Genomic DNA, 13447 nt, shown 5'->3' on the forward strand with positions numbered 1-13447 from the left:
TCCTTTTAAATTCTTGTTTTTATTTGATTTCTATGAAAGACTTTCAAAATCAATTCTCTATCCGGAACTTGCAATCGCTCATAAGAGGCTAAAAATTGCGAGTTATCATAGGTAGCCTCTTTCAAACTAATTTCTATCGAATGATACGTAATATCTACAATTGCATATGGCGCAGCGGGTTTGTCGTTACATCCTAGTGAACCAGGATTCAAATACTTTTTTCCATGATTACCTTCGAAATATTGTATGGGGTGATGATGCCCAAAGCAAATTAGCTTCTCTTTTCGATCATGAAATAATTTTTCTAAATTGTTCAAACTCGGATCGACAATAGAATGAAAAGGATCTTTACTGATATGCTTCTTTATTTTACTATTTTCAATGTAATAGTGCGTAAATAAAACTGGATGCCCTTCTATATTTCTGTCAATTATTCGAGGTAATTGTTCCAACTTATGTATAAAGGATTGGTCCATCCTTTCTGCAATCCATCTATGATGTTCTTTCACATGCGAATGACTTTCCGGGTATTCTTCCTCTTTTATTAAAGCTAAAACGACCTCATCATGATTCCCAGTAATCATTGAAATATCTTTCCTTGCAAATAACAGTTCCAGCACTTCATTTGTATCTGGTCCAATCCCAATCATATCCCCTAAACAAAAAATATATTCAATCTCTTTTTCTCTATCAATTTCTTCTAGAACTGCATATAAGCCGGTGCACTGCCGTGAATATCTGTAATGATTGCAACTTTCGTATTTTCCATCTCTCCAACTAGCATTGACAAAAATAAAAACAGTGCATAGCTACACTGCTTTTACATTCGCTTCATTGAAATTGTTTCACGTATACTTTGTAAATTTCGCAACGTTTCTTCTTGTCGTTGTAATGATAGACCCACATATAACGTATCTAATAAACTAAGCTGCGCAAGCCTCGATGAACTTGCTTCTGTACGAAATTCTGTCTCACGCGTTGAAGTGTACAATGTAATGTCAGCAAGCTGACTTAATGCTGATTTTTGATAACTTGTAATTGCAATAATACGTGCTCCTCTTGATTTCGCTACTTCCAGTGCTTCCAGTAATCCCTTATTACTTCCAGAATGAGAAATCGCAATTACAACGGATTCTTTTGTAAGTAAACCAGCTCCCATAATTTGAAAATGTGAATCAACATGAGCAATACATGAAATGCCCGTTCTCATAAATTTATGATACGCATCCATTGCAATAATGCCCGAGCCACCATTTCCATAAAACTCAATGCGTTCAGCCATTTTCAATACGTTTATTGCCTCTTCTAAACCTGCGCCATTTAATAAATGTAATGTGTCTTGTAGTCCAATAATATGCGCATGAAAAACTTTTTTAGCAACGGTCACCATATCATCTTCTGCAGATACTTCTTCGTGAATATTTTGCATTGGCGTATGTACAATTTCACGAGCTAATGTAATTTTCAAATCTTGAAAACCTTGAAAGCCGAGGTGCTTACATAAGCGAAAGATCGTTGCTTCTGAACTACTAGTAACTTCAGCTAATTCCGTAATTGATTTATGTACAACATCTTGTGGATGTTTAATAATATGTTCAGCAATACTTCGAAGCTTCGGTGATAATCCATTTAATGAAGCCTGAATTTTTCCTATTCCACTTTTTGTACCAGGCATGATGTATCCTTCTCCTTCCATATTAGCTTTATTGTACCTAATTATTGAAAGAAGAAAAACCTTTATTTGGTATTGTTATATACTTTTTCTATACAACACCATTTTTCACAGCATACAAAGCCGCTTGTGTTCGATCATCTACTTCTAATTTAGCAAGTACATTTGAAACATGAGTTTTAACCGTCTGTTCTGTAATATGGAGCTCTGCTGCTATTTCTTTATTACTTCTCCCTTTCGCAATTTCACCAAGTACTTCTTTTTCTCTTTTTGTCAGCATAGATAAGCTATCTTGTTTTTTCTCTTGTGCTACTGGTCGTCTTAGTAAAGCAGGGGTTACTTTCGGATGAAAATTTGCATTCCCTTGGTATACCGCAATAATAGAAGCAACAAGTTGATCTGGCTGTACCTCTTTTAATTGATAGCCATCTGCCCCCGCCTCCATAGCTGGCAAAACATAATCTTGTTCTGAAAAGCTACTTAATATGAGAATTTTAATTGTAGCGTCATGTTGCTTCAATCTTTTTGTCGCTTCAATTCCATCCATTTTCGGCATCGATACATCCATCAATACTACATCTGGCCTTTCTTTTTGCACAAACGCTAACGCCTCTTCCCCATTCTCCGCTTCCCCTATAATTTCAAATTCTTCTTTCGTTTTTAGAAAGAATACGAGTCCCCTCCGAACAATATGATGATCTTCTACAAGTAATAGTTTAATTTTCAATGCAATTCTCCCTTTCAAACCGGTAATTGAATCTCAATCTTTGTTCCCTGCCCCGGCTTCGTTTTGATTCGAAATGTTCCTTTCATCAGTTCAATTCGCTCTTTCATACTTTTTAAACCCAGTGCTGAATCTCTTACTGTTTCTCTAACAAACCCAATACCGTTATCTTCAATTTGAAAGTTCAACTTATTATTTTCTGTTTTCAAGCTAACAAATACCCTCTCACATGAAGCGTGCTTTTTACAATTATGTAAGGCTTCCTGACTCACACGCCATAGTACTTCTTCTATTTCATCACCAATTGAAATAACCCCATCAATTCGAATTGTTACTTGAATACCTAATAGTTTCCCATAATTTTGCACTGCTTCTGCAAGCCCTTTTTCTAATCCTTCTGGCCGTAATTGCCATATTAATAATGTCATCTCTTCTAGCGCTTCTTGCGATAGTTCCCCTATGTAACTTAGCATCTCTTGTAATTCTTTGTCCTTTGTCATATCAAGAGTTCCTCTAGCAGTTAACATAATGGAAAATAGCAATTGTTTCACCGAATCATGTAAATCACGGGCGAGTCGGTTTCTTTCCGCCACAACCACATATTTGCGCTCTTTCTCAACTAGCCTAATTCGTTGTATTGTTGTTCCAATTTGGAATGCAATCGCTTCTAACAATGCTAGTTCTTCCTCTGAAAAATGTGTTTTATGAGGTGCAGCAACATTTAATAACCCGAACTTCTCTGTTCCAGCCCGAAGAGGAATTGTCGCATGATGTGTAATCTCTTCGGTCTTCCCCCAATTATATTCAATGGCATCTTCAATTCGTTTACATTCAATAATATTTGTCGCCTTTTCTAAACGCCCATTCACAAATCGATTCACACACCAGCAGTCCCCTTCACACATCGGTTTTTTTTCTTTCCATGTGAGCGCTGGCGGCAAATTTGTATCAGCAAGCATACGATGCGTTCCTTTGTCATCAATAAAAAAAATCCAACCTGTTTGTAAATTCATAAGTTGTAATAATGTATGTAATACTTTTTCCAACATTTCCTGTAAATCGGTTGCCTCATTTAACAACTCTGCAATTTCTTTTAACGCCTCTAACCGGCGCATTTGCTTTTCATCATAGTCCATGTTCATCACCAATTACCATTATAACATTAAGAAATTTCTAAAAACTACAAATTAAAAAAGAAGCTGAATGTATCAGCTTCTTTACTCTATATCAATCACTTTTCGATTTAGCTTTTCCTCTTCTAATTTAGGCAATGTGACAGTAAGAACACCACCTTTAAATGCTCCCTTAACATTTTCTTGATCTACGTTATCTAATGTAAAACGGCGAATGAATGATCCTGTAGAACGTTCTTTTCGGATATATGTGCCATTTTCATTTTGTTCTTCTACTTCATTATTTTGAGTCGCATGAATTGTTAGGATATCCTTTTCAAAATCGACTTGAATGTTTTCTTTTTGAAATCCTGGTAAATCTGCTTGCACAATGTATTTATCAGAACCCTCTTGAACATCCACCTTAAAGCTGTTCATGTTCATTGGTTTAAAGAAAGCATCTGTCATCACTTCGAATAAAGAAGATCCAAATCCAGCAACCTCATTTTGACGATTTGTTATTTCTGGAAATAACTTACGCATGTTTCCTTCCTCCTTATTAGATATGAATGAAAGATTATCTCTTTCTGTCTTTATTATACCAAATGGTCAAAAAAGGTCAAACTTTTTGTTTGATGTTTTTATCGTATGTTTTTTCATTTTCAATATAATATGGTACGTGAAATTTTTAAGTTTAGCAAAACATTACCTCTTTAAATTCTTAAAAATCCAAATATACAGGAATATAATAACACCATCTCGAATACATAATTTGAAATTTACAATCTATTATTGGAGGATAATACTATGGGATATATTGAAGACTTGCGCAAAATTGTGGGTACACGACCACTTAATCTAGCAGGTGTTGCTGTTGCTGTTTTAAATGAGCAAGGACAAATTTTACTCCAGAAAAGACAAAGTGGTGTTTGGGGTGTTCCCGGAGGATTTATTGAATTAGGTGAATCAACAGAAGAAGCAGGACGACGAGAAGTTCTCGAAGAAACAGGTATTGAAATTGGGAAACTTGACTTAGTAGGTGTTTTTTCTGGAAAAGAATTTTTTGTGAAATTACCGAATGGTGATGAATTTTATCCCATCACCATCGCTTATATGAGTAAAGAAATAAAGGGTGGAAATTTACAAGCTGATGGCACAGAGTCTTTGGAAGTGAAATTTTTCAGCTTGAATCAATTACCAAAAAATATTAGTCCGTTTATAAAAAAACTCATGCAACAGCAAACTGTATCCATATAAAGCACCATTATTTACATAGGGAAAGACCTTACATTTTTATCCTGCATTAACGGACAGTAACACTTCCACCTCAAAATTCAGCGAAAGAAAAGAAGTTAGGTGAGAGATGAACTGTCCGTAAGAGCTCGATTCGTTCAACTAATAATCAGTGGGGGATGAAGAAAAGCCCCACTGATTAAAGTTTCACTTTATAAAGTAAATGGGCTCTTTTTAGGTATCCCTAGGCAATTAATAACAAACGCAATTCTCATTGTTTCCTCTACCTTCACTGTATTTCCGCGTTCAAACAAGACTTGAAGTGTCCTAAGGCAAACTCATGTCCTTGTTCATTAAAAGAGGCTACTGTTTTTTCGTGTACAACGATGTGAAACCCTTTATTATAAGCATCCACGGCTGTATGAAGAACACAAATATCCGTACATACGCCAACAAGGTGGACTTCTTGTATTCCTCTTTCTCTTAGTTTCATTTCTAAGTCCGTTCCAGCAAAAGCACTATAACGTGTTTTGTCCATATAGTATACATTCTCATTGTTTTGATATTTTTCATACAGATTTTGCAACTCTCCGTATAAATCTCTTCCTTTAGTACCCGCTATATTATGCGGTGGAAATAGTTGTGACTCTGGATGATAGGAATCATTTCCCTCATGCCTATCAATGGCAAATACAACATAATCTTCATTTTCAATAAACTGCTTCGTAATCTCTACAAGAGGCTTTTCAATAGTTTGCCCTGGCTTCCCACATGTTAAAGCACCATCTTCGGCCACGAAATCATATGTATAATCAATATTTATAAGAACTCGTTTCATTACACCTTTTCCTCCCTACTCGTTTCACGTTAAACAATAGAAAACGTGTTTTTACGACGCAGTATATTATGTTCGACATTTTCATACAAAATTCCTACAAAGTATTTATACTAAAGGTATATATATTGTCATTTTCATTTGATTTGGATATATTGATTGTAATACATCAGTAATCTCAAAATCTGGCCCTTCTCTTCTTTCATAATTCGAGTTTGGTAGCCATGTACCATAAATATACCTTCTCGTATTTTGAACTGAATCAGCTGTGCCATTTACTTTGAATTCAGCATATTTTCCTTCTGGAATTTCAAAATTAACAAATCCTTTTTCTAATTTGCAAGCAAACTCCTGCACTTCTTCTCCAACTATGAACGAAAAATTACCATCATCATGAAAATTACATGCAATACCATATGACATATTAGGTGCGGTCTTCTTAGGAATTTGCAAATAATATTCATTACGTCCAAAATCAAAATAAAATTCAGGAATTTCCTCAAAGTACTTTTCATTATTTAGATTCGTTTTATATTCAACACCGATAATATTCCTTTTGTTTAATTGTACAATAGAAGGTTTATTCATCATAAAGTCTCCTTTCATCTCCTTTTTGTAGTCAAAAAAATTCAGTTTAGCTTGTAAATGCAAAACAATTTCTGACTTTCGATATTTAGCAGGAGTCATTCCAAAATAATTTACAAACGCACGTGTAAATGCCTCTTGGGAATTATATTGAAAATCAATTGCAACTTCTAATATATTCTTTTTTGTTCCCTTTAATAAAATAGCAGCTTCAGATAGCCTCCTGTTTCTTATATATTCTTGTACAGAAAAACCGGTAATCGCTTGAAAAAGTCTTTGAAAATGAAATGGAGAAAAACAAGATTGCGAAGAAATTTTAATAATATTCAATTTTTCTTTTAAGTTCTCTTCAATAAATTCAATAGAATTTTGTATTCTTTCAAAGTAATCCATTTCCACTTCCTCCCTTATAAACATATTTTATATCTTCATCAATAATTTTTTTGATGATTTGTGCTAATTTTTCTTTCTATTATCATTCAGTAAAGCTCTTTCGCTTCACAATCCATTTGGTAACCTAAACAGCAAAATGACAATAGTTGTTGATATAACGTGAGATGAAAAAAGACCAAATCAATATGTGATTTGGTCTGCTAATTGCTATGCTATTTACAATATTTCTCCACGAAATCGGAACTATTCACTTTTCCAGTAATGTGCTTTTTTGTTACGTATAACCTGTCAGTCTATTTTAAAGTGCAGGTTTATTTTCAAATTTAGTCTGTACCAAGTTAATAACTTTTCCTAATGGATCATTATTTTCAAATTGAACTGCAGTTATTGTGTGATACCCTGCCTCTAACGTTTTTTGTTTTAATTCTACTGTTGTCTGCGTCATGCTCGTAACATGATGTTTATCTTCAAATATATTATCTACGAATACAAATGTCTCTTTATCGTTTTGAAAATTAGTAAGTTCTAATTCAACTTGCTGAATTAGAGCATCCTTCTTTACAAATACAGTCGGTATATTTCCATCTTCAGAAGTACCATCCGGTGTAATCACCTTGACCTTTCCTTCACCAATTGGAGTTGCCCCCTCTGGAAAAGGAGTTATACTCTCATCACTTGCATGTACAACCTGTTCTTCTTTTACAGGCTGGGTTTCTTCTTTTTCATTTGAAACACCACACCCAATCAATAACAAAGCAGACAATCCAGCGATTATGAATTTCTTCAAAATTCATCCCCCCTGTAAATTTATTCTTTCATTTATTATACAAAGATAATTATCTATCTTAAATTCAGTTTTTTAAACTTTCGTGAACAAACATTCTGTTCACCATTACTGTACCATATTTTCTTTTTTAACATCATTAATTTTTTCAAGAAATAATTAGAAATTCCTTCTTATTCTCCATTTTAGCCCATTATTAGCAAAAAATATTCCCTTCTAGAGAAATTAGAAAAAGACATTGGTGCGCCCAATGTCTTTTTCTAATTTCTTACACAACATCCTAAAAAATGAATTTTGTAATCGCTTCAACTTCTTTTCGAGCAAGTTTTTTCGGCTGGTCTTTCGGGTAACCGAGTGAAATTACCATATTGATTTGTTTTTCAGGCTCAATTTGTAAGTATTGTCGCAAGTCATTTTGAGCTAATAACACAGGCCCTGTCATTGGGCAAGTCCCAAGTCCTCTTGCATGTGCTGCTAGCATTAAATTTTGTGCAGCTAAACAGCTACTCTTAATCCCCTCTTCTTCCCATACTGAATCTGGAACAAAGTCAATTGGATCAAATATTTTTTCGCGAAACTTTGATTCGTATGGTGTAGCTAAGCATACGATTAAAACCGGTGCATCAGAAAAAGCTGTTGCGTATGGTCCAAATGAACGCGTAAGTAATTTACCTGCTTTTTCTTCGCCTTTTTCCGCTGCTTGTGCAGCCAATTTATGTAAAGCATCCCATGTCATTTGTTCAATTTCTTTAATTTTACCTCGATTCATAATTATAATGAATTCCCATGTTTGCGAATTCGTATCACTTGGAGCATATCGAGCGCAATCGATAATTTCTTCTATGTCATGAACTGATACTTCTTGTTCAGTAAACTTCCGAACACTACGTCTTCCATGAATCACTTCTTTAAATGCTTCATATTTCATATACAATCCCCTTTTATAGCGTTTTCAAAATCATCCTACACTCGATTATATCATGAAAAAAGCTGGTGGAATACCAGCTTCATTTTCCTTGTACATTCAGTTCATTACTTTTAAAGACGCAATACTCTCCTCATAAGCAGCTTGTAGCTTCTTTGTAATTACTCCTCTTTCTCCATTACCAAATTGCTCATTTCCTATTTGAATAACAGGAAATATTTCAAGAGGTGTTGCTGTAAAGAAACATTCATCTGCCTCATATACTTCTTGTAATGAAAACTCTCGCTCTTCTACTTCAATATGTAGAGCTTTTGCTAATGAAATGACATGATGACGAGTAATTCCATGTAAAATAAAATGATCTGCCGGGTGCGTAATCACTTTATTATTTTTTATAATAAAGAAATTTGAATGGCAACCTTCCGTTACAATCCCATCTCGAACTAATATCGCTTCTTGATACCCTTCTTCATTAATTTTATTCTTAATCATAATATTAGGGAGAAGATTTAAAGATTTGATATGACAAAATTTCCAGCGAGTATCTTCTTCCACTGTTACCTTTATTCCCTTTTCCATTACAGATATTGGTCTGGGGAATGAAACGATATTTGCGAAATAAGCTGGCACTAAATTTGATTCATATACATGATTTCGAGGCTGCATACCTCTTGAAATTTGAATATACACATTCCCATCTTCTTGAAATTGATTTTTTTCAATTAATTGCTGAAGTTGCTCAATTAATTCTTCTTTAGTAAAAGGTGGAACAAGATGAATTTCCTTCATAGATTTAAAAAATCGCTCTATATGTAAATCTAGTAAATGAGGTTTCCCGTTGTATAAACGAAATACTTCATAGATTCCATCCCCAAATTGTAGTCCTCTCTCTTCTAATGCAACCATTGGCTGTTCTTCCTTCGTATTTACAATTCTTCCATTAAACAAAATCCAATCTTTATGAACACCTTTCACCATTTCTCCACTGCTACTAAAAACATAGACAAAAGTACATTTTTAGAGTTTTCCTGCTTCTTTGTGCCCTGTTTTGCCCAATGCTCGCTACCACAGTTTGATATAACACTCCACAGGCGTAAATTCCGATGTAGCCCACCGTACATATATACGTTCTATTTATGTTAGAGTCGTATATTCTTTTGCGTATAAAAGGTTAATTGATGCGTTCAAATCTCTATCCATTTCATGTCCGCAATCGCATGTATACAATCTGTCAGATAATTTTAAATCCACTTTTTTATGACCACAACATGAACATAGCTTAGAAGAAGGATAGAATCGGTCTACTTGGCGCAATTCAATGCCACGTTCCTTACATTTAGCTAATAACCATGATGTAAAGGTGTAAAAACATTGTTGTGCGACTGCTTTAGATAGATGTCTATTCTTCATCATACCTTTTACATTCAAATCCTCGATTGTGATATACATCGGCTTGGTTATCACCAATTCATTCACAACCGATTTTACATACTCCAATCGGATATTCGCTAATCGAGCATGTAGCTTTTGCACTCTAAAAATGTTTTTGTTTATATTCGCTCTTTTATTAGTAACAGATTTTTCACCTCTCTTTTTTAGATTTTCATATTTTCGTGATAAAGAGCGTTGTTCACGTTTTAATTTCTTTTCTAATTTTCTTACTTTTATTATTTTATTGACATTTGTGTGGACTTCACCATCGCTACGAGTAGCAAAATCTTTGACTCCTAAATCGACTCCTAAGCCCGATTTATTGAGTGGTGATTTTGATTTTGTTTCTTCCAATTCACAAATCACAGACATATAATATCTTCCAGCTTTTTGAGAGACTGTCCCGCTTTTTATAACTGCATCTTTTGGGATATAACCATATTCTTTTAATCGCACCCGCCCAATCGTAGGGATTTTTACTCGATGTCTTTCTACTGTCCAATCTGTTTTGTTGTTTTTAGGAAAATAACATTTCACATCTTGATTTTTCTTTTTCTTGTAGCGTGGGAATCTAGATAGACCCTTAAAGAATCTCTGGAAAGCCTTATCTCCATTCATAATTGCTTGTTTGACCGCTTTGCTAGATACTTCTTTAATCCAGAAATCTTTCTCTTTTGTATAAATGTTGTTCAACCATTTAGAGAAGTCATAGCCACTTAAAAATCTACCTTCTTTTTCATACATCTCTTTGTTTTTCGAAATGTATAAATTATAGACATACCTACACACTCCAATAGTTTGATGTATTTTGGCAATTTGTTCAGTTGTCGGTTTGATCTCAATAAAGTATGCTTTCTTCATAATTCTTTATCCTCCGACATTTTCTTTTTGTCCTCGATTAGATACTCTTGTGTAAATGACGGTATTACCTACTTTATTTTCTTCTTGAATACCCATATATTCTTTATACTGTTTATCACTATAATACCTTCTTCCTTTTGGATTTCGGTAAGCCGTCAATACACCTTCGTTATCCCATCTTTGCAACGTTCGTACAGACACATTAATCAATTCTGAAAATTCTTGGGGTTTATATTGTCTCATAAATACATTTTACGACTTATACCTGCATTTGTTTATATTTCTGACTACTGTTTACACCTCCTTTACTTTTTATTAATTTCATTGTACAACTTCTCTTTGTTTAACAGAAAGAATTTTCTGTTATTTCCAAATATAAAAAACACATCACCTTTAAATAGCGATGTGTTTTTTACTCTACTATACTTATTTCAGAAAGTATTTTTCAATGTCATCCAACATAAGATTTGCAGCTTTAATACCGCCTGCTGTATTCCAAATGACTTCATCTACTTCAAATACTTTATTATTTTTTGAAGCTTGCAATTGTTTAAAGAGTGGGTCTTCTGTCCATTCTTTCGCTATTGTATTTCCTTCATTATTTTTGTCAGCATCTTTATCAGATGTGAAATAGAATAAGTAGTCCCCATCCATATTCGGAATTTGCTCTTTTGTAACACCCTTTATCGCAAAATCATCCTTATCCTGAAGCGGTGGTCGCTTAAATCCGATATCATTTAAAACAACACCCGAGAATGAATTTTTTTGATAAATGCGAACGTCACCTGGAACGAAACGAATAATAGAAACTTTAGAATCTACTTTATCTCCTAGTTTCTCTTTTAACCCTTCAATGCGCTTTTTATAATCATCCAAGGCTTTGTTGCCTTCTTTTTCTTTATTTACTGCTTTTGTGTATAACGTGAAATTTTCTTTCCAATCCCCGCGTAGTGTTTCAGCATAAACAGTAGGTGCGATCTCTTTTAATTGTTCATATACCTTTTCATGACGCATTTTATTCCCAATAATTAAATCAGGCTTTAGTTTCATAATCGCCTCTAAGTTAACGTCACGCTCTGTTCCTACAACTTGTGTATCTTTCAATTCTTTTGCTAAGTGTGGATACCATTCATCGCCAGCTCTTGGTTTTGTAGAACCAACTGGTGTAACTCCTACCGCTAAAAGTGCCTCAGCACCTTCATTTGTTAGAACAACGACTCTTTTTGGTGTACCCTTAATGGTTGTTTCTCCCATTGCATGCTTAATTACATACGAATCTTTTCCTTTTGCTGCTGCATTTGTTTCTTTTTTCTCTTCTTTACTGCACCCTACAATCATAACCATTAACATTACAATGCAGAGAATAAACATATTTTTAGTTCGGATCATATTTCCTCCTAGGTGAAATTGATTATCATTAACATTTTAAAGGTTAATGTATAGACTTAAAGTTGTCAATATATTTTCAAAAATTTTTCTAGAATAGATTTTCTTAATTTCTTCAACATAAATATAATTTCACCTTACCCATGAACACTACAAATATGAAAAATAAGTGGGTATATAAAAAGTCTAAGATTTATATTAGAATATAAAGTGAAACTTTAATCAGTGGGGGTTTTCCTCATCCCCCACTGATTATTGATTATTAGTTGAACCAATCGGGCCTTTACGGGCAGTTTATCTCCCACCTAACTTCTTTGCTCCCGCCGAATTTTGAGGTGGGAGTATTACTGCCCGTTAGTGCGGGATAAAATTATTTTTCACAAAAAGACCCTCCCTTTAAGTTCTTCTGTTTACAAGACATTCCAGGCAGGGTTTCATTCGATTCTATTGCTAATCTTTTATATTTTAATATTGATTATACTCGATATAAGATGGATCATAGTAAATCCATTGATTTCCTCCAAGGTTTAACCAACCATTTTGATATACGTATACTAAATAGGATTCTGGAGAATTTAACTGACGGATTACTGAGGATGATGTTGATGGACCGCTTCTTAAATTCACATTCTTTCCGCGAATATTTGCCACTCCAATCGGACTACCATCGCTATTTCCATATTTCACATAATCAATATACGATGGATCGTTATATATCCATTGATTTGCTCCTAAATCTAACCAACCGTTACTTTCCTGATAAACTACATACGATTCTGGAGCATTTAATTGCCGAATCACGGAGGATGATGTTGATGGACCACTTCTTAAGTTCACATTCTTCCCACGAATATAGGCTACCCCTTTCGTTTGAGGTGTTGGATTTGGTGGCTGTGGATTTGGTGGGTTTGGGTTTGCCGTTAATCCTAAAATCGCAGCAATTCCCCTTGCATATGCTTGACATAAATCTTCTATAAACTGAGGATTTTTTAATAAGTTTGCATCAAAGGTGGTATCAATAAAAGCTGCTTCTGTTAATAAAGCATCCATAGCTGTTTCTCTTAGTACTGCGTAATTGGCCTTTTTCGCACCACGATCACGCAAACCGTATTTCGTTAAAACAGGATTAACGGCTGCATGCATCTTTTGTTGTTTGGCTGCTGCCGAACTGGTATTTGATAGTCCATTATAAATATAACTTTCAAAACCTGTTCCACCACCACTATTAATATGAAATGAGATAAAAAAATCTGCCCCGAAGGCATTCGCAACATTCGCACGTTCTGATAATGAGATAAACACATCACTATCACGTGTCATTTTAATATTAATTGTATAATTTGTAAGTAATATATCTCGAACACGTTTAGCAATTTGAAGTGTTAGATTTTTTTCAATTAAACCGTTTCCAACAGCACCAGAATCGTATCCACCGTGACCTGCATCTATAACTAACTTCATATATCCTTTCCTTTCTATATTTACTAGAGCTGATATTTATGCTCG

The 13447-nt window shown here is 34.3% G+C and carries 14 protein-coding genes and 1 pseudogene; 1 reads left to right on the forward strand and 14 read right to left on the reverse strand.

What is annotated here, in order from left to right:
- Positions 1 to 5 precede the first annotated feature (5 nt).
- The 5 genes from KFD70_RS00810 to KFD70_RS00830 form a co-directional block, all read right to left on the reverse strand.
- Positions 6 to 794 (reverse strand): metallophosphoesterase family protein, encoded by a 789-nt coding sequence (locus KFD70_RS00810; RefSeq protein WP_336452650.1) that lies wholly within the window; start codon positions 792 to 794, stop codon positions 6 to 8.
- Positions 795 to 820: 26 nt separating this feature from the next.
- Complete coding sequence (locus KFD70_RS00815) at positions 821 to 1675, reverse strand: MurR/RpiR family transcriptional regulator (RefSeq protein ID WP_336452583.1); 855 nt, start codon at positions 1673 to 1675, stop codon at positions 821 to 823.
- A gap of 88 nt (positions 1676 to 1763) precedes the next feature.
- On the reverse strand, positions 1764 to 2399 hold the full coding sequence (locus KFD70_RS00820; RefSeq protein ID WP_336452584.1) for a response regulator: 636 nt from the start codon (positions 2397 to 2399) through the stop codon (positions 1764 to 1766).
- Between the two features lie 14 nt (positions 2400 to 2413).
- Positions 2414 to 3532: a GAF domain-containing sensor histidine kinase gene (locus KFD70_RS00825; protein ID WP_336452585.1), complete on the reverse strand. Its 1119-nt coding sequence runs from the start codon at positions 3530 to 3532 to the stop codon at positions 2414 to 2416.
- A gap of 81 nt (positions 3533 to 3613) precedes the next feature.
- Positions 3614 to 4051 (reverse strand): Hsp20/alpha crystallin family protein, encoded by a 438-nt coding sequence (locus KFD70_RS00830; RefSeq protein WP_336452586.1) that lies wholly within the window; start codon positions 4049 to 4051, stop codon positions 3614 to 3616.
- Between the two features lie 264 nt (positions 4052 to 4315).
- Here KFD70_RS00830 and KFD70_RS00835 point away from each other — a divergent pair, with 264 nt between their 5' ends.
- Complete coding sequence (locus tag KFD70_RS00835; protein WP_336452587.1) at positions 4316 to 4765, forward strand: NUDIX hydrolase; 450 nt, start codon at positions 4316 to 4318, stop codon at positions 4763 to 4765.
- Between the two features lie 265 nt (positions 4766 to 5030).
- Here KFD70_RS00835 and KFD70_RS00840 read toward each other — a convergent pair whose 3' ends face one another.
- The 9 genes and pseudogenes from KFD70_RS00840 to KFD70_RS00880 all read right to left on the reverse strand — a co-directional run bounded on the left by KFD70_RS00840 (position 5031) and on the right by KFD70_RS00880 (position 13402).
- On the reverse strand, positions 5031 to 5579 hold the full coding sequence (locus KFD70_RS00840) for a cysteine hydrolase family protein (protein WP_336452588.1): 549 nt from the start codon (positions 5577 to 5579) through the stop codon (positions 5031 to 5033).
- 105 nt (positions 5580 to 5684) lie between these two features.
- Positions 5685 to 6554, reverse strand: coding sequence for an AraC family transcriptional regulator (locus KFD70_RS00845; RefSeq protein WP_336452589.1), 870 nt, complete (start codon positions 6552 to 6554; stop codon positions 5685 to 5687).
- Positions 6555 to 6852: 298 nt separating this feature from the next.
- Positions 6853 to 7341 carry a hypothetical protein gene (locus KFD70_RS00850; RefSeq protein WP_336452590.1) on the reverse strand — a complete coding sequence of 163 codons (489 nt, stop codon included), beginning with the start codon at positions 7339 to 7341 and terminating at the stop codon, positions 6853 to 6855.
- Between the two features lie 277 nt (positions 7342 to 7618).
- Positions 7619 to 8266: a nitroreductase family protein gene (locus KFD70_RS00855; RefSeq protein ID WP_336452591.1), complete on the reverse strand. Its 648-nt coding sequence runs from the start codon at positions 8264 to 8266 to the stop codon at positions 7619 to 7621.
- A gap of 96 nt (positions 8267 to 8362) precedes the next feature.
- On the reverse strand, positions 8363 to 9238 hold the full coding sequence (gene dat, locus KFD70_RS00860) for a D-amino-acid transaminase (protein ID WP_336452651.1): 876 nt from the start codon (positions 9236 to 9238) through the stop codon (positions 8363 to 8365).
- A gap of 159 nt (positions 9239 to 9397) precedes the next feature.
- Positions 9398 to 10555: an RNA-guided endonuclease InsQ/TnpB family protein gene (locus tag KFD70_RS00865; protein WP_336452592.1), complete on the reverse strand. Its 1158-nt coding sequence runs from the start codon at positions 10553 to 10555 to the stop codon at positions 9398 to 9400.
- A gap of 15 nt (positions 10556 to 10570) precedes the next feature.
- Positions 10571 to 10798, reverse strand: a pseudogene (locus KFD70_RS00870) (MerR family transcriptional regulator); the annotation flags it as partial.
- 183 nt (positions 10799 to 10981) lie between these two features.
- Positions 10982 to 11944 carry an ABC transporter substrate-binding protein gene (locus tag KFD70_RS00875; protein ID WP_336452594.1) on the reverse strand — a complete coding sequence of 321 codons (963 nt, stop codon included), beginning with the start codon at positions 11942 to 11944 and terminating at the stop codon, positions 10982 to 10984.
- A 462-nt stretch (positions 11945 to 12406) separates the two neighbouring features.
- The gene (locus KFD70_RS00880; protein WP_336452595.1) at positions 12407 to 13402 is read right to left on the reverse strand and encodes an N-acetylmuramoyl-L-alanine amidase; all 996 of its coding nucleotides are present in this window, start codon (positions 13400 to 13402) and stop codon (positions 12407 to 12409) included.
- Positions 13403 to 13447: the final 45 nt, after the last annotated feature.

Source organism: Bacillus pfraonensis (assembly GCF_050768835.1).
Taxonomy (GTDB): Bacteria; Bacillota; Bacilli; order Bacillales; family Bacillaceae_G; genus Bacillus_A; species Bacillus_A pfraonensis.

Coding starts and splice junctions, on each gene's coding strand:
- KFD70_RS00855 (WP_336452591.1), bottom strand. CDS start 8,266: ATGAAATATGAAGCATTTAAAGAAGTGATTCATGGAAGACGTAGTGTT.
- KFD70_RS00845 (WP_336452589.1), bottom strand. CDS start 6,554: ATGGATTACTTTGAAAGAATACAAAATTCTATTGAATTTATTGAAGAG.
- KFD70_RS00815 (WP_336452583.1), bottom strand. CDS start 1,675: ATGCCTGGTACAAAAAGTGGAATAGGAAAAATTCAGGCTTCATTAAAT.
- KFD70_RS00840 (WP_336452588.1), bottom strand. CDS start 5,579: ATGAAACGAGTTCTTATAAATATTGATTATACATATGATTTCGTGGCC.
- KFD70_RS00875 (WP_336452594.1), bottom strand. CDS start 11,944: ATGATCCGAACTAAAAATATGTTTATTCTCTGCATTGTAATGTTAATG.
- KFD70_RS00880 (WP_336452595.1), bottom strand. CDS start 13,402: ATGAAGTTAGTTATAGATGCAGGTCACGGTGGATACGATTCTGGTGCT.
- KFD70_RS00825 (WP_336452585.1), bottom strand. CDS start 3,532: ATGGACTATGATGAAAAGCAAATGCGCCGGTTAGAGGCGTTAAAAGAA.
- KFD70_RS00830 (WP_336452586.1), bottom strand. CDS start 4,051: ATGCGTAAGTTATTTCCAGAAATAACAAATCGTCAAAATGAGGTTGCT.
- KFD70_RS00835 (WP_336452587.1), top strand. CDS start 4,316: ATGGGATATATTGAAGACTTGCGCAAAATTGTGGGTACACGACCACTT.
- KFD70_RS00865 (WP_336452592.1), bottom strand. CDS start 10,555: ATGAAGAAAGCATACTTTATTGAGATCAAACCGACAACTGAACAAATT.